The sequence below is a fragment of the Caldalkalibacillus uzonensis genome (genome assembly GCF_030814135.1).
Classification (GTDB): domain Bacteria; phylum Bacillota; class Bacilli; order Caldalkalibacillales; family Caldalkalibacillaceae; genus Caldalkalibacillus; species Caldalkalibacillus uzonensis.
Genome location: NZ_JAUSUQ010000008.1, coordinates 73,247 through 92,724 on the forward strand (window position 1 = coordinate 73,247; position 19,478 = coordinate 92,724).

Annotated in this window: 21 protein-coding genes; 20 read left to right on the forward strand and 1 reads right to left on the reverse strand. The window is 48.3% G+C overall.

The annotated features are described in order from the left end of the window. The first annotated feature begins 124 nt into the window (after positions 1-124). The 20 genes from J2S00_RS11440 to J2S00_RS11535 all read left to right on the forward strand — a co-directional run bounded on the left by J2S00_RS11440 (position 125) and on the right by J2S00_RS11535 (position 19,174). A complete protein-coding gene (locus tag J2S00_RS11440) occupies positions 125-856 on the forward strand; it encodes a YczE/YyaS/YitT family protein (protein ID WP_503128586.1) in 732 nt (243 codons plus the stop codon). Next, positions 798-1,214: a cysteine metabolism transcriptional regulator CymR gene (gene cymR / locus J2S00_RS11445; protein WP_307339660.1), complete on the forward strand. Its 417-nt coding sequence runs from the start codon at positions 798-800 to the stop codon at positions 1,212-1,214. The genes J2S00_RS11440 and cymR overlap by 59 nt, the downstream gene beginning before the upstream one ends. A 29-nt stretch (positions 1,215-1,243) precedes the next feature. Continuing rightward, a complete protein-coding gene (locus J2S00_RS11450) occupies positions 1,244-2,383 on the forward strand; it encodes a cysteine desulfurase family protein (protein ID WP_307339663.1) in 1,140 nt (379 codons plus the stop codon). Between the two features lie 93 nt (positions 2,384-2,476). Beyond that, positions 2,477-3,604 carry a tRNA 2-thiouridine(34) synthase MnmA gene (gene mnmA / locus J2S00_RS11455; RefSeq protein WP_307339999.1) on the forward strand — a complete coding sequence of 376 codons (1,128 nt, stop codon included), beginning with the start codon at positions 2,477-2,479 and terminating at the stop codon, positions 3,602-3,604. Between the two features lie 327 nt (positions 3,605-3,931). Next, positions 3,932-5,119: a M24 family metallopeptidase gene (locus J2S00_RS11460; RefSeq protein WP_307339666.1), complete on the forward strand. Its 1,188-nt coding sequence runs from the start codon at positions 3,932-3,934 to the stop codon at positions 5,117-5,119. 141 nt (positions 5,120-5,260) lie between these two features. Beyond that, positions 5,261-7,567: an SF1B family DNA helicase RecD2 gene (gene recD2 / locus J2S00_RS11465; protein WP_307339668.1), complete on the forward strand. Its 2,307-nt coding sequence runs from the start codon at positions 5,261-5,263 to the stop codon at positions 7,565-7,567. Positions 7,568-7,623: 56 nt separating this feature from the next. Beyond that, complete coding sequence (locus J2S00_RS11470; protein ID WP_307339671.1) at positions 7,624-8,121, forward strand: PRC-barrel domain-containing protein; 498 nt, start codon at positions 7,624-7,626, stop codon at positions 8,119-8,121. A gap of 32 nt (positions 8,122-8,153) precedes the next feature. Then, positions 8,154-8,351 carry a YrzR-like zinc ribbon domain gene (locus J2S00_RS11475; RefSeq protein WP_307339673.1) on the forward strand — a complete coding sequence of 66 codons (198 nt, stop codon included), beginning with the start codon at positions 8,154-8,156 and terminating at the stop codon, positions 8,349-8,351. Positions 8,352-8,378: 27 nt separating this feature from the next. Then, a complete protein-coding gene (locus J2S00_RS11480; protein ID WP_307339675.1) occupies positions 8,379-8,570 on the forward strand; it encodes a hypothetical protein in 192 nt (63 codons plus the stop codon). A 125-nt stretch (positions 8,571-8,695) separates the two neighbouring features. Further along, on the forward strand, positions 8,696-9,787 hold the full coding sequence (locus tag J2S00_RS11485; protein ID WP_307339678.1) for an AI-2E family transporter: 1,092 nt from the start codon (positions 8,696-8,698) through the stop codon (positions 9,785-9,787). Positions 9,788-9,963: 176 nt separating this feature from the next. Further along, positions 9,964-10,086, forward strand: a complete 123-nt coding sequence (locus J2S00_RS11490; protein ID WP_307339681.1) for a hypothetical protein — start codon at positions 9,964-9,966, stop codon at positions 10,084-10,086. A gap of 129 nt (positions 10,087-10,215) precedes the next feature. Beyond that, the gene (gene alaS / locus J2S00_RS11495; RefSeq protein ID WP_307339684.1) at positions 10,216-12,858 is read left to right on the forward strand and encodes an alanine--tRNA ligase; all 2,643 of its coding nucleotides are present in this window, start codon (positions 10,216-10,218) and stop codon (positions 12,856-12,858) included. A gap of 72 nt (positions 12,859-12,930) precedes the next feature. Then, positions 12,931-13,206 carry an IreB family regulatory phosphoprotein gene (locus J2S00_RS11500; RefSeq protein WP_307340002.1) on the forward strand — a complete coding sequence of 92 codons (276 nt, stop codon included), beginning with the start codon at positions 12,931-12,933 and terminating at the stop codon, positions 13,204-13,206. Between the two features lie 75 nt (positions 13,207-13,281). Beyond that, positions 13,282-13,695 carry a Holliday junction resolvase RuvX gene (ruvX, locus tag J2S00_RS11505; protein ID WP_307339688.1) on the forward strand — a complete coding sequence of 138 codons (414 nt, stop codon included), beginning with the start codon at positions 13,282-13,284 and terminating at the stop codon, positions 13,693-13,695. Between the two features lie 14 nt (positions 13,696-13,709). Beyond that, on the forward strand, positions 13,710-14,033 hold the full coding sequence (locus J2S00_RS11510; RefSeq protein WP_307339691.1) for a DUF1292 domain-containing protein: 324 nt from the start codon (positions 13,710-13,712) through the stop codon (positions 14,031-14,033). 128 nt (positions 14,034-14,161) lie between these two features. Continuing rightward, positions 14,162-15,373 carry an endolytic transglycosylase MltG gene (mltG, locus tag J2S00_RS11515; RefSeq protein ID WP_307339693.1) on the forward strand — a complete coding sequence of 404 codons (1,212 nt, stop codon included), beginning with the start codon at positions 14,162-14,164 and terminating at the stop codon, positions 15,371-15,373. A gap of 15 nt (positions 15,374-15,388) precedes the next feature. After that, positions 15,389-16,045: an O-methyltransferase gene (locus J2S00_RS11520; RefSeq protein ID WP_307339696.1), complete on the forward strand. Its 657-nt coding sequence runs from the start codon at positions 15,389-15,391 to the stop codon at positions 16,043-16,045. 23 nt (positions 16,046-16,068) lie between these two features. Beyond that, a complete protein-coding gene (gene udk, locus J2S00_RS11525; RefSeq protein ID WP_307339699.1) occupies positions 16,069-16,710 on the forward strand; it encodes a uridine kinase in 642 nt (213 codons plus the stop codon). Between the two features lie 22 nt (positions 16,711-16,732). Beyond that, positions 16,733-17,209, forward strand: a complete 477-nt coding sequence (gene greA / locus J2S00_RS11530; protein ID WP_307339702.1) for a transcription elongation factor GreA — start codon at positions 16,733-16,735, stop codon at positions 17,207-17,209. 141 nt (positions 17,210-17,350) lie between these two features. Continuing rightward, a complete protein-coding gene (locus J2S00_RS11535) occupies positions 17,351-19,174 on the forward strand; it encodes a peptidoglycan D,D-transpeptidase FtsI family protein (RefSeq protein ID WP_307339706.1) in 1,824 nt (607 codons plus the stop codon). Here J2S00_RS11535 and J2S00_RS11540 read toward each other — a convergent pair. After that, positions 19,171-19,419 carry a hypothetical protein gene (locus tag J2S00_RS11540; RefSeq protein WP_307339708.1) on the reverse strand — a complete coding sequence of 83 codons (249 nt, stop codon included), beginning with the start codon at positions 19,417-19,419 and terminating at the stop codon, positions 19,171-19,173. The genes J2S00_RS11535 and J2S00_RS11540 overlap by 4 nt on opposite strands. Between the last annotated feature and the right edge of the window lie 59 nt (positions 19,420-19,478).

A 19,478-nucleotide genomic window follows, 5' to 3' on the forward strand; every position in this document is an offset into this window, starting at 1 on the left:
CAATAGGAGTAAAGCTTAGCCGTTCGAAGCATCAATTTAAGGCTGTCATGGTCATTTGTTAACGGTGCTGAGCTTGCAGACCATGCAAACCGCACTGTTTCGTGCTATAATACAGTGGAAAAGAATGTCTGAGTTAGAGAGAGAAGGGTTGTACGTGAGAGGAGAACAGTGGTGGAGAGGAAGCAGCGTATTTGTCATACGCTGGCTTATTTTTATGTTGGGCGTAATCATCATGTCTTTTGGCATTGTGCTGATGATTAAGGCCGACATGGGCAATGCCCCCTGGGATGTGTTTCATATTGGTCTTTATTATCAGTTTGGCCTGACCATCGGCTTATGGTCGATTCTCGTTGGTATTGTCATTATTGGTCTTACATGGCTGCTGACCCGTACCAAACCCCAGGTTGGCGCCGTGATTAACATGCTCCTGGTAGGGCTGTTTATTGATTTATTTTTGTTGATCCCCTGGTTGAAGACCCCTGAGCACTGGGGAGGGCAATTGGTGCTGCTCTTGACTGGCATCGTCGTGATGGGCTATGGTGTTGGCTTGTATATAGCCCCCCGCTGCGGGGCCGGGCCCAGAGACGGCTTGATGATCGCTATTAGTGAAAAGACTGGCTGGAAGGTGCAGTGGGTTAGAACAGGGATGGAGGTGCTGGTCTTAATTTCAGGCTGGATTTTAGGCGGTCCTGTTTTTGTGGGAACTTTGCTGTTTTCAGTGCTTATCGGTCCTGTCGTCGGTTTTTCATTGCCACAATGCCAGGTGTTGGTTGATAAGTTAATCGGAGGTGTTTCTTTTGAAAATCTCAACAAAAGGCCAGTACGGGTTAACCATCATGATGGAATTAGCCAATAATTATGGTAAAGGACCTATGTCGCTGCGCAAAATAGCAGAAATCCATGATTTGTCTGAGCACTACCTGGAACAATTGATTTCTCCCTTGCGCAATGCCGGCTTAGTGAAAAGCATCCGCGGCGCCTATGGAGGCTATGTCCTGGCCAAAGAACCCCGTGAAATTACAGCTGGTGACGTCATCCGGGTGTTGGAAGGGCCCATCAGCCCGGTGGAATTTGATGAGGAAAAAGATCCGGCCAAGCGGGATCTCTGGCGGCGCATACGGGACAGCATTTCAGAAGTATTGGATTCGACGACGTTAGAGGATTTGATCAATTATAAAGATGAGGGCGAAGAAAGCTATATGTTCTACATCTAGATAGTCAACTAAGATAGGAGAGTCAGACGATGCAACACATCTATGTGGATCATGCAGCAACCACACCTGTTCACCCCCAAGTGGTCAAGGCTATGATGCCCTATATGGACAAGCAGTTTGGCAATCCGTCCAGTATTCATGCTTACGGGCGGGAAGCAAAAGCAGCACTGGAAGAGGCCCGGCGCACGATTGCCCGCCTGCTAGGAGCAGAACCCAAAAACATCACCTTTACCAGTGGGGGAACGGAAGCAGATAACCTGGCTATTTTTGGGGTGGCTTTTGCCGCCCAAGAAAAGGGTCGCCATATCATTACCTCCCAAATTGAACATCACGCGGTGCTGCACGCCTGTCAATATTTGGAATCTGAAGGATTTGAGGTCACTTATCTTCCCGTTGATGAGACCGGCCGCGTCAAACTGGATGATGTACGGGAAGCGGTGCGGGAAGACACGATTCTGGTCAGTCTTATGTATGCCAACAATGAAACAGGAGCCGTGCAGCCGATCGAAGAGATCGGGACGTTTTTACAAGAGCAAGGCATCATCTTTCACACCGATGCGGTGCAAGCGCTGGGCATGATTCCCTTTGATGTGTCCACCCTTCCTGTAGACCTTATCTCTTTTTCTGGCCATAAAATCAACGGGCCCAAGGGAAGCGGGTGTTTATATGTACGGGAACAGATACATCTTCATCCCTTGCTTTACGGTGGTGCCCAGGAGCGTAACCGCCGGGCGGGAACGGAGAATGTGCCCGCCATCGTTGGATTGGCTGAGGCCTTCAAACTGGCCCACCAGGATTTAGAGGCAAAACAACAGAGATACACCCAGCTGCGTCAGGTTTTTTTGGATATCCTAAAGGAAGAACAAGTGGCGTTCCAGTTTAATGGGGAGATAGAGCATTGTCTGCCCCATATCGTCAATCTCAGTTTTACCGGTGTTAAAGCAGACGCCCTGTTAATGAACCTGGATCTGGAAGGGATTGCAGCTTCAAGCGGTTCGGCTTGTACGGCAGGCTCATTGCAACCTTCTCACGTCATTTTGGCCATGTACAGTGATGAAGATCGGGCCCAAAGCGCCATCCGTTATAGTTTTGGGCTGGGCAACACGCTGGAAGAAGTAGAGGAAGTGGCTCGGAAAACGGGCCAAATCCTCAAGCGATTAAATTCTTAATCCGCAGCTTAAATCATGATTTGCACTACAAAAAATGAAAGGAGTGAATACGTGATGCTAAAGGATAAATTCCCTCCCCTTGATCCAGCACGTCTGACGAAACAACCGGAACAAACCCGTGTGGTTGTGGGTATGTCAGGTGGGGTTGATTCAGCGGTCACCGCCCTACTGCTGAAAGAACAGGGGTTTGATGTGGTTGGTATTTTTATGAAGAACTGGGATGATACAGATGAGAACGGGGTGTGTACAGCGACAGAGGACTACCATGATGTGGTGGCGGTGTGTCATGAAATTGGTATTCCATATTACTCGGTCAATTTTGAAAAAGAGTATTGGGACCGTGTGTTCACCTACTTCCTTGATGAGTATAAAGCGGGACGGACGCCCAATCCCGATGTGATGTGCAACAAAGAAATCAAGTTTAAAGCGTTTTTGGATCATGCCCTGACTTTGGGAGCTGATTTTGTAGCGACCGGCCATTATGCGCAGGTTGATTTGAAGGATGGTTACCACCGCTTGCTGCGCGGGGCGGATCCGGGTAAAGATCAAACCTATTTCCTCAATCAGCTCAACCAGACGCAACTGTCCAAGGTCTTGTTTCCCATTGGTTATTTGCAAAAGCGGGAAGTACGACAAATCGCTGCAGAGGCCGGTCTGCCTAACGCCAAGAAAAAGGACAGTACAGGGATTTGTTTTATCGGTGAGCGGGACTTCAAAACGTTCTTAAGCACTTACCTTCCGGCCCAGCCGGGTGAGATCCGCCAAAAATCAACCGGCGAGTTAAAAGGTCAACATGACGGCTTGATGTACTATACCATCGGCCAGCGGCAGGGACTAGGCATTGGTGGACCGGGAGGCCCGTGGTTTGTTGTGGACAAAGATCTGGAACGCAATATTCTCTATGTGGAAGCTGGAGAAGGAAACCCGTATCTCTACTTTGGAGGTTTGGAAGCTGAACAGCTGAATTGGATTAAAGGGCACTCACCAGGAGACCGCTTCACCTGTACAGCTAAATTCCGTTATCGGCAACCGGATAAGCCTTGCACTGTGGAATTGCTGGACGGAGGGCGCTGCCGAGTCACATTTGATGAGCCCCAGCGGGCCGTGACACCTGGTCAGGCGGTCGTGTTCTATGATGGTGAAGAGTGTCTGGGTGGAGGCATTATTGACCTGGCCATTCAGGATCAAGCACGAATCAAACAGGCACTTGCGCATGTGTAGTGGTGTGGGGTGTGCCCATGACAACAGAGATAAACAGTCCATATATGAACAGGCAGCCCATTGTGGCTGCCTTATCATTTTTCGTCTGAGTCTACCCGGCAATCCACATTTTAATCCCCAAGTCCAGCAAGAATCAATCATCGCGGACATAAAACTGTAAGAGAACACTCTGTATAAATGTTTGAAATATATTGACTTATAGGAGCGAAATTTGTTTTAAGATATAGGGAAATCACAACAGTTAGACAAACTAATGAATCTGAAACAGATGTCACATATGATCGAGAGGACTGAAAAAAGAAAAAAATGAAAAAAGGAGGTTTGCTCATGTTGCCCTTTGAAATATCTGAATATAAGGAAAGATTGGGGAAAACAAAGCAAACAATGGAAGCAGCAGGTATCGAAGTTTTACTCATTACCGATCCCGCTAATATGAACTATCTATCCGGTTATGATGCCTGGTCCTTTTACGTGCATCAAATGCTGGTGGTGATGACAGATGAACCTCAGCCAGTCTGGATTGGGCGTAAGCAGGATGCCAATGGAGCCAAGCTGACCACTTGGCTTGATGCCCATGACATCATTCCCTACCCTGATGATTATGTACAGTCTCCCATTAAGCATCCCATGGATTTTGTGGCTGATATCTTAAAAGAGATGGGGCAGGCCAAACGCCATATTGGAGTAGAAATGGACAGCTACTATTTTACGGCCAAATGTTTTGAACGTCTTCAAGCCGCACTGCCCAATTCCGTATTTAAAGATGCCACACTCTTAGTCAACCGTGTGCGTTTGGTCAAGTCTGATGCTGAGATCATGTATATGAAAAGAGCATCCAAACTGGCTGAAAAAGCAATGGCTGCAGCCATTGAAGCGATTAACGACGGGGTAAGGGAGTGTGAAGTGGCCGCCAGCATCTATCAAGCTCAAATCAGTGGAACGGAGGAGTTTGGCGGGGACTATCCCTCCATTGTGCCTTTAATGCCTTCAGGCAACAAAACCTGCACACCTCACTTGACTTGGACAGACAGCCGTTACACCAACGGGGACCTGGTCATTGTTGAACTGGCTGGATGTTACAAACGTTACCACTGCCCGATGGCACGTACGGCAGTGATTGGCCATCCTGCACCACAAGTCAAAGAAGTGGCGGATATCGTCATCGAGGGTCTTAATGTTACTCTGGAAGCGATTCAGCCTGGCATGACCTGTGAAGAGGTGGAACAGGTTTGGAAGCGCTATCTTTCTGATAAAAAACTGGAGAAAGATTCCCGTTTGGGTTACTCCATGGGTCTCAACTATCCTCCTGATTGGGGTGAACATACAGCTAGTTTACGCCAAGGGGACTTAACCGTACTTGAGCCTAATATGACCTTCCATCTGATCCCCGGCATTTGGCTGGATGATTTCGGGGTTGAAATCAGCGAGTCCTTCAGAGTTACGGAGAAAGGATATGAAGTCCTGGCCGACTTTCCGCGCCAATTGTTTGTCAAACCGGTGTTAAAAGCCATGTAATTCTAGGACAATTATATATTCATTTTGCTGGAGGCTTTCACCTGTTTTGTTGGGCTGAGGTGAAAGCCAATTTTTGTTTGGCATGGTATACTTAAATACAGCAGTATTACTGCTGAGCTTGTGGTAAAAGGAGTCTTGACCATGAATGTGATCCAGCCTTCTCTGTTTGATGAAAGCCGGCCATATATCAAGGGTAGACTGGTGTATGAAATTTTCCATAACACGGACAACCTGTATACGGTCAGCAAAGTCAAAATTGTGGAGACAACAGAAGAGATTGATGAGAAACACATCATCGTTGTGGGGCACTATCCTTCCCTCTTGGAAGGGGAAGTGTACACATTTTGGGGACAGATGAAGGATCACCCCCGGTTTGGCCTTCAGTATCACATTGATTATTTCAGAAAAGAACTTCCCCAGGGGCGGGAAGGCCTGATCCAATATTTATCCAGTGATCTTTTTCCAGGGGTTGGTGAAAAAACGGCTGCCCGCATTGTGGACACCCTTGGTGAAAAGGCTATTAATGTTATTTTAGAAAATCCGGACGTTTTGCGGGAAGTGCCCCGCTTAAACGAAGAACTGCGCCAAACGGTTTACCGCAGGCTGTTGGAGTATCAGGGGCTGGAACAGATTATGGTCAAGCTGGGTGAATTTGGGATCGGCTTGTCCCTTTCCATTCAGATTTACCAAACATATGCCGAACGGGCGATGCAGGTGTTGGAAGAAAATCCTTATCAACTGATTGAGGATATTGATGGTATCGGTTTTAAACGGGCCGATGCCATTGCCCGCGCCATGGGCGTCAAGGAAGATGCACCGGAGCGAATCCGGGCTGCATGTCACTACTTTTTGTGTGAGCAGGCCGAGCAAAACGGCCATGTCTATTATCCGCTTGATCTGTTCATTCCTGGGGTGCAGAAATGGTTAAACCAACAAGGAGAAATGGACAACACTGGTCAGCTGCAGTTGGAACATGACAGGATTGAACAACAAGTGCTGGAAATGGCCGAAGAAGGCAAATTAATACTGGAAGATGACCGCCTGTATCTGCCTTCACTATTTTTTGCCGAAAAAGGATTTGCCAAAAAAGTGAAGCAGCTCGTGAAAAGAGAGGTTGAGCTGCCTGTCTCCCATGATCAATTTTTGCATGCGTTGGGAGAACTGGAAGAACGGTTGGGCATTCAGTATGCGGAGAGCCAAAAGCAAGCGATTGAGCAGGCTTTGCACAGCTCGCTTATGATTCTAACAGGAGGGCCAGGCACAGGAAAAACAACGGTGATCAAAGGTATTGTGGAGCTTTATGCCCAGCTGTATCATTTGTCCCTTGACCCCAAGGAGTATGCCAGAAAGGAGGAATCTTTTCCCTTTTTGCTGGTTGCCCCCACTGGAAGGGCTGCCAAGCGCATGGAGGAATCAACGGGGCTTCCTGCCTTTACCATTCACCGTTTGTTAGGCTGGAAAGGCGGGCAGGAGTTTGATTACTCAGAAGAGAACCCTCTTAAGGGCAAGTTGCTTATTGTGGACGAAACATCCATGATGGACCAGTGGCTGGCCAACCAGCTGTTCCGGGCGTTGCCGGACGATATTCAGGTTATTTTGGTCGGGGACCAGGATCAGTTACCCTCTGTTGGCCCAGGACAAGTGCTCTCCGACTTATTGGAAAGTAAACAGATTCCTGTTGTGGAGCTGAAGGATGTCTTCCGCCAGGCTCAAGATTCATCCATTATTACACTCGCTCACCAAATTAAGCGGGGTAAAGTAGAGGAAGATATTACCCACCCTAAGCCTGACCGCCGCTTTTTTGCCTGCACCGTTGACCAGGTGGTCCATGTGGTCTGCCAAGTGTGCCAATCTGCTCTGAACAAAGGTTATACACCAAAAGAGATCCAGGTACTGGCTCCCATGTACAGAGGTGCAGCGGGGATTGATGCACTGAACGAAGCTTTGCAGAAAACTTTTAATCCTCCAGCCGAGAACAAGCGGGAGCTGAAAGTGAAGGACCACGTCTTCCGGGTGGGAGACAAGGTATTGCAACTGGTGAACAACCTGGAACAGCATGTGTTTAACGGGGATATTGGCGAAGTGACAGCGATCCTGCCGGCCAAGGAGACGAGGGAGCAGGAAGACCGGTTGGTGGTGGCTTTTGACCACAAGGAAGTCAGTTACAAGAAAAGTGAGCTTCATCAGCTTACTTTGGCCTATTGCTGCTCAATTCATAAGTCACAAGGGAGCGAATACCCCATCGTGGTGATTCCTGTTGTCAGAGCATACCAGCGGATGTTAAGGCGCAACTTATTATATACGGCTATAACCCGGGGCAGAGACTATTTAATATTTTGCGGTGAAAAAAGCACCTTTATCGATGCCATTGCCCGCGAAGAGGTGAGCACCCGCTATACATACTTAAAAGAGACGCTGCGAGAGTGGCTCACTGGCAATCACTCCTAGTCATGTTTATATGTTAAACGCCGCACACTAAAAACGTACGGAAAGGGGGCTTTTCCGTGCGTCGCGCATGTGATGTGATTGGTTCCGTGGTGATGAATATTACTTCAGGCGAAAGTCTGGGACGGGTGGCCGATCTGGTCTTTGACCGGGAAGGCCGCCTGCAGGGACTTGTGCTGGAGAAGCAATCCTGGTTTGGCAAGCAACCATTTTTGCCCACCTTACACATCCAGAGTATCGGCGAAGACCTGGTCACTGTTGCCCATCAGCTTCCAGAAGCTACTTTTGAGCCGCGTGGTGGTTGGTTGTTATTTCAGCAAGCTGAACCGCGTATGATGGGAACCCCCGTGGTAACGCCCAACGGGAAACAATTAGGTGTTCTGGAAGATGTATACTTTGATGAGCACTCGGCAACAATAATAGGGTACGAAATATCGGACGGCTTCTTTAGTGACATGTTTGAAGGGCGTCACATGATACGGCAACCTGCTAAATTTTTGTTTGGCAAAGACGCTTTTGTTGTACAGATGTCCCACGATGACGCTTTTTACCAGTAAGGTCAGAAGTCGGCAGTGCAGGAGGATGTGTGATGGAGTCCATCTTTTGTCCCAATTGCAGAGGAAAAGATATTGGCAAAATTGCCACTAACCAATACTATTGCTGGGATTGCTTCATTGAATTTGCCTGTGTGAACGGCAAGTACGATGTGTTTCAAATTGAAGAAGACGGTTCACTCAGCTCGCTCAATGATTTGTTTGAAGACGATGACTTTGTTCATTCCGTTTAATGGCGGAAACAAGAGAGGGGGATTGGCATGAGACGCGGAATGTTAACCTCTCTGTTGACTATGGGTGGGTTAGTCCTTGCTGTGTGGCAATGGATGAGAATGCGCTCCCGCCCAAGAGGTTTCGGACGCATCATGGCTTTGATGGGAGAGATGGGAAGAGAGATGAACCGTTATATGAATCAAATCTTGAGCATGATCAGACGCCGGGCACGCATTTAAGTCCCCCGTTCCGTCAACCCTGCCCTTTTCCTTACGGGAAAAGGGCTTCTTTAATACCGGAATGTATAACCAGCATGTGACTGCGCACACAATAAGCTTAATCACACCTCAAAGGAGAAGCGTCGATGAGAACGTTTCTTTCGTTGCGTGGGTTGATTGCCACTGGTGTTATTGTGCTTAGTTTGATCATCCTGTATCTTCTGTTTCAGGTGGCCCCATATCTAAGCCCGGTGTTTCATTTGCTGGCCACGGTGTTCATCCCGCTCTTCTTAGCCATCATTATGGCCTATTTGTTACACCCAGTTGTGGAGATGCTCATGCGCCTTAAAATTAAACGATCCCTGGCTATTATCCTGATCTATATTTTCTTTTTTGGAGGCCTGTTTCTGGCCGGATGGCTTCTATTTCCCCTGCTAGCTCATCAGATCCGGGATCTGATGGCCCAGCTTCCTGCCGTCCAAAATCAGCTGATTGAGTGGTACCACCTGTTTGACAGCCGGGTGGAACAGCTTCCCAGCGGCTTACATGAGGCCATAGATGACATTTTGCACAATTTTGAACAAAACATACGTCGCTGGGTGGAAGAAACGCTGCTTTCGCTTACCTCCTCACTGGGCCATTTTTTTATGTTGATGGTAGTTCCTTTTTTTACCTTTTACTTGTTAAATGATCTTGAAGGCATTCAGAAACGGCTGTTCCTGTTCATACCAAGATCAAAAAGGAAGATGGTGTTTCGCCTGTGGCGGGACATTGACAACTCCCTGGGAGAATACATACGCGGCCAGCTGATTGTCAGCTTCTTGGTAGGTGTTTTGGCAGTCAGCGGCTATTATTTGATCGGTTTGCCATATGCCTTATTTTTGGGGACAGTGGCGGGTGTGACCAACATCATCCCCTATTTTGGCCCCATTATCGGTACGGTGCTCAGCAGTTTTGTTGCCCTGGTCACTGATCCCAGCCTGATTGGCTGGGTGATCGGAGTCAACATCGTCATTCAGATCTTAGAAGGCAATGTGATCAATCCTTACGTTGTGGGTAAAAGACTGCACATTCACCCTATGTTTATTATCTTGAGCTTGTTGGTCGGAGCAGAAGTGGGTGGCATGATTGGACTCCTCTTAGCCGTTCCTGTGTTTGTGATTATGAAAGTGATCGTGGTCAGCACGGTGTTGCATGTGCGGCGCTACCGCTCCATACAGAAGGTGGAGGACATGTGATCAAGTGGAGTGACCAAGCGTTGACAACTCCCCTGACAACTGGGTATAATGACCACAAACAAAGATTGACAAGACGATGATGGAACGAAGTAGGTTAAGTTCCCCATACAGAGAGAAAGCTCCGGTGGTGTTCCTTGGCCAGTAAGGTCAGGGGCACCCAGGTTGAGAGAGCTTTTATGAGCGCCTTAACCGAAAGCCATTCCAGAGTGCAGCTAATCCCTGCCGGCCGGACCGTTACCCCGCCTGAGCGATACAAGAACAGCACAGCTGCAGTTGTTGGTTCGAGTCTGGAAGGCTGATCTTGTATAAGCAGGGTGGTACCGCGCAAGAGTTTCTCTTTCGTCCCTGATCACAAAGATCGGATGAAAGAGTTTTTTTATTGCACTGTCTAATTCTGAACAAAATGAAACAGATAAGGAGGAACAAGCGTGAAACACTTAACTTCTGCTCAGATCAGAGAGATGTTTCTCACTTTTTTTAAGGAAAAAGGGCATAGCATAGAGCCCAGCGCCTCCCTGATTCCCCATGACGATCCGTCTCTGTTATGGATTAACTCTGGTGTGGCCACACTTAAAAAATATTTTGACGGCCGAGTGATTCCTGACAACCCGCGTATCGTCAATTGCCAAAAGTCCATCCGCACCAATGATATTGAAAACGTGGGCAAGACGGCCCGCCACCATACCTTTTTTGAGATGCTTGGGAACTTTTCTATAGGCGACTACTTTAAAAAAGAGGCCATTCACTGGGCTTGGGAGTTTTTAACCGATCCCCGCTGGATCGGCTTTAACCCGGAGAAACTGTCGGTAACTATTCATCCGGAAGATGATGAGGCCTTTAACATCTGGCATAAAGACATTGGTCTCCCACAAAAACGGATTATCAGACTGGAAGAAAACTTCTGGGATATTGGCGAAGGTCCCTGCGGCCCTAACACGGAGATTTTTTATGACCGCGGGGAAGCATATGGCAACGATCCGGATGATCCTGAGCTTTATCCCGGCGGGGAAAACGAGCGCTATCTGGAAATTTGGAACCTGGTCTTTTCTCAGTACAATCACAATCCGGACGGTTCCTATACCCCGTTGCCCAAGAAAAACATTGACACAGGCATGGGGCTGGAGCGGATGGCTTCTGTCTTACAAGAAGTGCCCACCAACTTTGACACGGATCTGTTCCAGCCCATTATCCAAAAAACAGCAAAGTTGGCTGGCAAAGCGTATGGAAAAAACAGGGAAGATGATGTCGCCTTTAAAGTGATTGCCGATCATGTGCGTACCGTGGCCTTTGCCATTGGAGATGGGGCTTTGCCTTCTAATGAAGGAAGGGGCTATGTGATCCGCCGTTTGTTAAGACGGGCGGTCCGCTATGGAAAAGTGCTGGGGATTAACAAGCCGTTTTTGTATCAGTTAACCCCGGTTGTGGGAGAGAATATGGGCTCCTTCTATTCAGAAGTCGTTGAAAAAGAGGAATTTATTTCCAATGTGGTTAAAACAGAAGAAGAACGTTTTCATGAAACGCTAAATGAGGGCTTGTCTATTTTGAGCAGTATGATTGAGGAGTTAAAAGCCAAAGGAGAAAAAAGGTTGTCCGGAAAGCAAGCTTTCACCCTCTACGACACCTACGGATTCCCGCTTGATTTAACCGAGGATTTTGCCGGAGAACATGGCATTGAAGTGGACCGCGAAGGTTTTGACCGGGAAATGGAAGCTCAGCGGGAGCGGGCCCGGGCCGCGCGGCAGGAAGTGGACAGCATGCAGGTGCAAGGCGGCGTGCTGGGTGATTTTAAAGAGAAAAGTGAGTTTGTTGGCTATGACAAGCTGGAAACCCAAGCCAAAGTGCTGGCCCTTGTTGTGGATGATCAGTTTGTGGATATCGTTCCCAGCGGGCAAAGCTGCCAGATTATCCTGGATCAAACCCCGTTTTATGCCGAAAGCGGGGGGCAGGTGGCTGATAAAGGGGCACTGATTGCAGACGGTCTGGAAGTACGTATTGAGGAAGTGCAAAAAGGCCCGGGCGGCCAGCATGTACATTGGGGAGAAGTAGTGCAAGGCTCCCTGACCAAAGGCAGTGTTGTGACCGCCAAGATTGATGAGGAGAAACGGGCGGCCATTGTCAAAAACCATACGGCTACCCACTTGCTGCACCAGGCTTTAAAAGATGTGCTGGGGGAACATGTCAATCAGGCCGGATCTTTGGTGGCACCGGACCGCTTACGGTTTGACTTTTCCCATTTCAGTGCCGTCAGTGCTGAAGAACTGCACCAGATTGAATCTTTGGTGAATCAGTGCATTTGGCAGCATTTGCCGGTGGAAACCATGTACCGTTCGCTGGAGGAAGCGAAAGCCATGGGGGCCATGGCCTTGTTTGGTGAAAAATACGGTGAAACGGTACGAGTGGTGAAAGTGGGCGACTACAGCCTGGAATTGTGCGGCGGTTGCCATGTACGTAACACAGCGGAAATCGGTCTGTTCAAAATTGTCTCTGAGAGCGGTATTGGGGCTGGCACACGCCGGATCGAAGCGGTTACTGGCCAGTATGCTTACCAACATCTCAACCGTTTTCAGGCGCTCTTAACCGAGGCAGCTGCCAAACTGAAAACAAAACTGGACGCGGTTCCGGCCCGGATTGAAGCTTTGCACCATCAGTTGAAAGAACTGGAGCGGGAAAATGAAGCTCTGAAGGGTAAGCTGGCCAAGCTCGAAGCTTCCCGCTTGTTAGACCAGGTACAAGAGGTAGATGACGTTCCTGTTTTGGCCGCCAAGGTATCAGCTGCTGGCATGGATGATCTGCGCACCCGGGTGGACAACCTCAAACAAAAACTGGGCTCTGCTGTCATTGTTCTGGGAGCCAGCGTGGAGGGCAAAGCCATGATTGTGGCCGGAGTAACCAAAGATTTGGTGGATAAGGGTTACCATGCCGGAAAATTAGTGAAGGAAGTCGCCTCTATCTGTGGCGGCGGAGGAGGGGGACGCCCGGACATGGCCCAAGCAGGGGGCAAAGATCCCCATAAACTGGACGAAGCCGTAAAAACTGTGCCGGAATTGGTTAAATCTGTTTTACAAAGCTAAGTTTTAGAGTACAATAGAAAGTAAGTGAGACTGTTGTCCGGACAATGATGCTGGAGGAAATGGGGGATGAAGATGGGCTCCATGGACCGTACCATGAAATTCAACGTAAAAGGGGAGAAGATGGAGGTTGACCCGAAGGATGTGCTGTTAACCGTCTACCGCTCCCTCGAGGAAAAAGGTTATCATCCCATTAACCAGATTGTGGGGTATCTCCTTTCCGGAGACCCCGCTTATATTCCCAGGCATAACAATGCCCGCAGCCTGATTCGCAAACTGGAACGGGATGAATTGATTGAGGAGCTTGTCAAGGCCTATCTGGATCACTACCGGGAGGAGTTAAAGGGCTAGACTGTACAAAGCTGAGGCCGGGCAGACAAGAGTCTACCGGCCGGCAACTGAGAGTGAGATGTGAGGAGCGAAAATGTGCGGTTAATGGGCTTGGATGTTGGACAAAAAACAATCGGTGTCAGTATAAGTGATGAGCTGGGCTGGACAGCTCAGGGGCTTGAAGTGATCAAACGGACAAATTTAGAGCAGGATTTGGCCCGCTTAGAGGATTTGATCGGCCAATACCAGGTGAGTCAAATCATCGTTGGGCTCCCCAAAAATATGGATGGCACCATCGGGCAAACCGGGGTGCTCTGTCAAGCTTTTGCCCAAGCGTTGCAAGCAAAAACTGGCTTGCCGGTTAAGATGTGGGATGAGCGCTTGTCAACCCAGTCGGCTGAACGGATTCTTCTTGCTGCAGATATGAGCCGCAAAAAAAGAAAGCAAGTGATCGACAAAATGGCGGCCGTGATTATATTGCAAAGTTATCTGGATGCCCACACTAAATAAAAAGAGGTGTTACAATGATTAAAGGTCGTGAAGAGGAAGAACGCATTATTATCCCTGATGAAGAGGGAAAAGAAGAAGTGTTTAACGTCTTGTGCAAATTTGATGTCGAACAGACTGGCAAACAGTATATTTTATTGGTTCCCGCTGACCAGGAGGAAGACCCGGAAGTGGAGGAACAAGAAGTGTATGCCTTCCGGTACGAAGAGACCAGGGAAACTGACGGAGGCCGGGAACGCATCAACCTTTACCTGATCGAAGATGATGAAGAGTGGAACATTGTGGAATCCACCTTTCAAACCCTGGTTGAGGAAGAGGAACTGGATGGCGACATTCACTGAATGAGTGTCTGTCCAGAGGGTGGCATTCACGTGTTGGCTCCCCGGTAGCAAGATAAGAAGACCATCAGGTTGTTGTGATGGTTTTCTTTTTTTGATGTATAATAGTCAGAGAAACGGGAGGGGTGCCCATGACTGAAGAACAGAAAAGGCGGGCTGAAGAGCAGCGTGGCGAAGCAATGGAAACGAACGAAACAGCAACTGACCAGCCTGAAACGAAGCCAAGCGGAGTACGGGAGGAAAAAGAGCAGCAGGAAGTGGAATACGAGGAAGTGAAGGCTGCCTCTCCGCTGAAAGTGGTGCTGATTACCCTCGGTGTCATTCTCCTGCTTGTGGCCAGTGCTGCCGCAGTGGGGGGCTTATATCTGTACAGCCAGCTGCAGCCTGTCGACCCCGCCGCCGAAGATGAAGTGCTCGAGGTTGAGATCCCAATGGGCTCGTCCACGGCACGGATTGCTCAAATTTTACATGAGCAAGGCCTGATTAAAAATGAAAAGCTGTTTTATTTTTACGTGCGTTATTTGGGCGTGAGTGATTTCCAGGCGGGTCAGTATCAGCTTTCTCCCAGCATGTCTGCCGGGGAGATCATTAAGGAATTGCAAGAAGGACGCCTGCACCGAGAAACCCTGCGCTTTACCATACCGGAAGGGTTAACAGTCGAGGAGACGGCTCAGCGTTTGGAAGAGCAGGGTGTGGTTGATGCCGATCGCTTTTTGCAGGTGGTGAACAATGGAGATTTTAGTGAATTTTCCTTTGTCCAGGACATCCCTGAAGCAGAAGACCGCAAGTACCGCCTGGAGGGATTCTTGTACCCTGAAACATATGAAGTGTATAAGGGAACCACGGAAGAAGACATTGTGCGCCTCCTTTTGGAACAGTTTGAAAAAGTGTTCAAAGAGGAATGGCATGGTGCCTTGGAAGAACACGGGATGACAGTGTATGAAGCTGTCACGCTGGCCTCTATTATCGAGCGGGAGACTGTTGTGGATGAAGAACGGAAAAAGATCTCCGGCGTTCTTCATAACCGGCTTGAAGAGGGAATGTTATTACAGGCTGATGCCACTGTGTTATATGCGTTAGGTGAACATAAGGAAAGAGTGTTATATCAGGATTTGGAAGTGGACAACCCCTATAACACTTATAAGTATCCCGGGCTGCCCCCCGGTCCGATTGCGAGTCCGGGTCTTCCATCCCTTGAAGCAGCCATCTTTCCTGCTAAGCATGATTACTTATTTTATGTCACTAAAAAAGATGGCAGCGGGACTCATTATTTTTCTAAAACCTATGCTGAGCATCGTCAGTACGACGAAAAAAGCCGGCGTCATCTTGACCAGGCTGACTGAGGAGAAAAAGAGCAAATGGTAATTGATGCAAACTTGAAAGCCTATCTTCAGCAGTTGACACCGCTTGATGATCCCCTTTTGGCTGAAATGGAGGCCGTAGCTCAAGAAAAAGGGATTCCTATTATTGAGCGCCCTTCCATTAAGTTAATACGAGTACTCTTACACACAAAATCAACCGTCCGGCGTATTTTGGAAATTGGAACAGCCATCGGCTACTCTGCCATCTGGCTGGCCCAGTCTGCACCGGACGCTCATGTTGATACGATTGAAAAAGATAAGCAACGGGTGGTACAGGCCCGTTCCTATATTGAGCGGGCAGGACTGGCCCAAAGAATCAGTGTTCATCATGCTGATGCCAAAACGTATGCACAACAGCTCCAACATCGGTATGATTGTATTTTTATTGACGCAGCCAAGGGGCAATACCGTCTCTTGTTCGAACAATACGCCACCAGATTAAACGACGGTGGCCTGATCATCTCGGACAATGTGTTTTTTCGGGGGGATGTGGCCGCTGAACAAATTCAAAATAAGCGTTTTCGTTCCCTGGTCAATAAATTAAAAGCTTACAACCAATGGCTGGCTGAACACCCCCGGTTTGAAACCAGTTTTGTGCCTATTGGTGACGGATTGGCCATCAGCAAGCTTAAAGCCGAATCACCTGAGAACTGACTGATGAGGGAAGGAGATAGCACATGGTAAAGCCTGTTGTGATTGGTGTGGCCGGTGGATCTGGCTCAGGCAAAACGACGGTAGCCAGTGAGATTTTTCGCGCTTTTCCAGACCAGTCCATCTTAATCTTGGAACAGGATGCCTATTACAAGGATCAATCTCACCTGCCTTTTGAAGAAAGAATTAAAACCAATTATGACCACCCGCTTGCTTTTGATCATGATTTGCTGGTTGAACATTTGGACCGTTTGTTGAACTACGAGGCTATCGACAAGCCGGTATATGATTATACCCGGCATACCCGGGCCAAAGAGACTGTCCGTGTAGAACCCAAGAATGTGATCATCCTTGAAGGCATATTAGTATTAGAGGACAGACGCTTAAGAGAGCGGATGGATATCAAGGTGTTTGTGGATACTGATGCCGATGTAAGAATCATACGCCGTCTGATGAGGGATATTAAGGAGCGAGGCCGGACTATTGACTCGGTAGTTGAGCAATATTTGCAAGTGGTCAGACCCATGCACAACCAGTTTATTGAACCAACCAAAAAATATGCAGATATCATCATTCCGGAGGGTGGCGAAAACCAAGTAGCCATAGATCTGATGGTTACCAAAATAAAAACCATTTTACAGGAGCATGATTTGATTCAGACTCCATAACAACTAAAGGGGGAAGACGAGTATGGCGGAAAAAGAAACGCTTGTCACGGAAGAAGGTTTGCAAAAGTTAAAGGATGAATTGGACTATTTGATTACTGTCAAGCGGCCGGAAGTTGTGGAAAAGATTAAAATTGCCCGCAGTTACGGAGACTTGAGTGAGAACTCGGAGTATGATGCGGCACGGGATGAACAAGCTTTTGTGGAGTCACGCATTCAGCAGTTGCAGAAAATGATTCGCAACGCCAAAATTATTGACACTTCCCAATATGATGGAGATGTGGTTACCGTCGGAAAAACGGTGGTGTTTCAGGAACTGCCGGACGGTGAACAGGAGGAATATACGATTGTGGGCCGCACTGAAGCGGACCCCTTGTCAGGCAAGATTTCCAATGATTCCCCCATGGCCAAGGGCTTGCTGGGCAAAAGAGTGGGAGATACAGTCACGATTCATACGCCTGGAGGGGATATTGAGGTTAAGATTTTAGAAATAAGAGTGTAGTCCGTTGGCCCGTAATAAGTAAGTGATTATATCAAGTGTCAATCAAGCAGTGATTTTGTAAACGTCAGGTTTATGCCTGACGTTTTTTTTTGTTCTTTCCTGTCCAAAATGGGAGTAGAGCGATGTTCAAGGGGGAGTATAATGAAAAGCGTCAGTTTTAAGAGACTGGTATGGTTGTTGCTGCTCATGACGGGGGGTTTAGGACTGCTTCTTGTACGGCTGGCCTATGTCCAGTTGATCGATACGGAAGGTTTTTCCAAGCACCAGATTAATTTGATCAAGCAGGCTGTCGGGCAAAGACAGCAACAACTGGTACTAGACAGCGGACGGGGAGAAATCACGGACAGATATGGGAAGAGTTTAACCGGTGAAACGGCGTATGTACTTGTCTTATTTCCCTTATCCCAAAAGAATGACAACCATGATGAACAACTTCAACAACTAGCCGGGATATTGAAGGTTCCCTTTGAACAATTGAAAGCTGAGCTGGATGGTCTCTCTGAGCCACGGGTGTACAAGCAATATGGACAAATGGTGTATATCACGGAAAGTCAGGCAGAAACCATTAATCAATTGGGTATTCCCGGTGTTTTGGGGTTGCCTTATGAACTTCGCTATCCCCCCGATCAGCGCATAGCCAGCCATCTGCTTGGCTATCTGGGGGAAAATCCGGACTTTGTCCGGCAGGCATTTGCCGAGGAGTTGGCTCAAGGGGTTTTAACAGAAAACAGCAAGGTGGGTATTAGCGGTTTGGAGCGGACCTTCCAGCCTTTCCTGCAAGGTACAGGTCCTACCATACTAGCCTACTATGTGGATGGCAGAGGTTTTCCACTGCAAGGCCTAGGCTTGAAATATATGGCCCAAGACAATCCTTTTTATCCGTTGGTGCTGGAGACAACACTTGATGCTGATTTGCAGCAGCAGGTGGAACAGGTTTTGGATAGGAGGGGTGTAGATCAGGGGGCGGTGGTTATTCTGGATCAAGAGACTAGTGAAATTCTAGCGCTGGCCAGCCGGCCACATGTGGTGCGTGATCACCCCAGCCACCCTTCCTGGCGTAATATAGCTTTGAACCGTTATCCCCCGGGCTCTGTGTTTAAAATTGTCATCGCTGCGGCCGCCTTGGAAGAGGAAGCAGCTACCCTTGACTCCCGTTACGAATGCCCAGGGGTATTGGCAGGGACACAGTTTCACTGCTGGAAAGAGGATGGGCATGGCTCCCTGACCTTTGCTGAGGCTTTCTATCAGTCCTGCAACATTGTCTTTGGCCAATTGGCGATTGAACTTGGAGCAGAAACGTTAGAAAGGTATGCCCGTAAACTGGGCTTAATCGACTACAACGGCTGGCATGCGGATGCTGTGTATCACTTGTCAGATTTTCACCAGCTGGATAGGGAAGAGCAAGGACAGGTTTTTGCCCCGGACCGGCCCGAACACGAAAAAAACGATGACCTGTATTTGTTAAGGACAGGCATCGGCCAATTAGATGTTCAGCTGACCCCTTTGGCCGTGGCTAATATGATGGCCACCATTACTAGAGGGGGGTTAAAGTATCAAGTCAAAGCTGTAAACAGGATCACTTACCAAACCGGTGGTTCGTTTTACAATTTCCCCGCACAACGCTTGCCTGGTCCATCCATCTCTCCCTATACCGCCTACCAGTTGCAAAAATTATTGGCAGGGGTTGTGCAGGAGGGAACGGCACAAGCCCTAAATGACAGACCGTGGCAAGCAGCAGGGAAGACAGGTACAGCGCAAGCAAACGGGGGTCCTTTTTCAGCCCAGGCCGCTTTAAACCATCACTGGTTTGCTGGTTATTACCCTGCAAACCACCCTCGGTACACCATTACTGTCTTGGCCTTAAATCAGCCAGAGAACACAGCTAATCTTGCTCTCGCTGTGTTTGCCGATGTGGTGGATTGGCTGGAGGGACGGGAAGCGAGAAAAGCGGGCACTAACGGTTAGCTTGCTTGTTTTGTTCTCTTCCGCTCCAGCAAGCGGTCAATAACGTAACCCAGGAGAAAGTAAAATCCGATGGTTAAAGCATAAACAAACAGCGGATTGACTGTATAAACTTCCCGGTACATTTCAATCACCCAGGCCGGGATGCTGACAAAAAAGAATAGAAGATTATCCCGGTCAAATCCAAAGTAATTAAACAAGCAAACCAGAACAGCGCCTAAGGTTAACCAAAAACGAAACGTACGCAACAAGGCTGTCCCCTCCAACTCCGTATGGTGTCGCCCTTCAAATTTTATATTTACGGTTA

What these genes read in the sequence shown, in the direction of transcription:
- J2S00_RS11440 (WP_503128586.1), top strand. Translation starts at nt 125, where the DNA reads ATGTCTGAGTTAGAGAGAGAAGGGTTGTACGTGAGAGGAGAACAGTGG.
- J2S00_RS11450 (WP_307339663.1), top strand. Translation starts at nt 1,244, where the DNA reads ATGCAACACATCTATGTGGATCATGCAGCAACCACACCTGTTCACCCC.
- J2S00_RS11460 (WP_307339666.1), top strand. Translation starts at nt 3,932, where the DNA reads ATGTTGCCCTTTGAAATATCTGAATATAAGGAAAGATTGGGGAAAACA.
- recD2 (WP_307339668.1), top strand. Translation starts at nt 5,261, where the DNA reads ATGAATGTGATCCAGCCTTCTCTGTTTGATGAAAGCCGGCCATATATC.
- J2S00_RS11475 (WP_307339673.1), top strand. Translation starts at nt 8,154, where the DNA reads ATGGAGTCCATCTTTTGTCCCAATTGCAGAGGAAAAGATATTGGCAAA.
- J2S00_RS11480 (WP_307339675.1), top strand. Translation starts at nt 8,379, where the DNA reads ATGAGACGCGGAATGTTAACCTCTCTGTTGACTATGGGTGGGTTAGTC.
- J2S00_RS11485 (WP_307339678.1), top strand. Translation starts at nt 8,696, where the DNA reads ATGAGAACGTTTCTTTCGTTGCGTGGGTTGATTGCCACTGGTGTTATT.
- J2S00_RS11490 (WP_307339681.1), top strand. Translation starts at nt 9,964, where the DNA reads ATGAGCGCCTTAACCGAAAGCCATTCCAGAGTGCAGCTAATCCCTGCC.
- J2S00_RS11500 (WP_307340002.1), top strand. Translation starts at nt 12,931, where the DNA reads ATGGGCTCCATGGACCGTACCATGAAATTCAACGTAAAAGGGGAGAAG.
- J2S00_RS11510 (WP_307339691.1), top strand. Translation starts at nt 13,710, where the DNA reads ATGATTAAAGGTCGTGAAGAGGAAGAACGCATTATTATCCCTGATGAA.
- mltG (WP_307339693.1), top strand. Translation starts at nt 14,162, where the DNA reads ATGACTGAAGAACAGAAAAGGCGGGCTGAAGAGCAGCGTGGCGAAGCA.
- J2S00_RS11520 (WP_307339696.1), top strand. Translation starts at nt 15,389, where the DNA reads ATGGTAATTGATGCAAACTTGAAAGCCTATCTTCAGCAGTTGACACCG.
- udk (WP_307339699.1), top strand. Translation starts at nt 16,069, where the DNA reads ATGGTAAAGCCTGTTGTGATTGGTGTGGCCGGTGGATCTGGCTCAGGC.
- greA (WP_307339702.1), top strand. Translation starts at nt 16,733, where the DNA reads ATGGCGGAAAAAGAAACGCTTGTCACGGAAGAAGGTTTGCAAAAGTTA.
- J2S00_RS11535 (WP_307339706.1), top strand. Translation starts at nt 17,351, where the DNA reads ATGAAAAGCGTCAGTTTTAAGAGACTGGTATGGTTGTTGCTGCTCATG.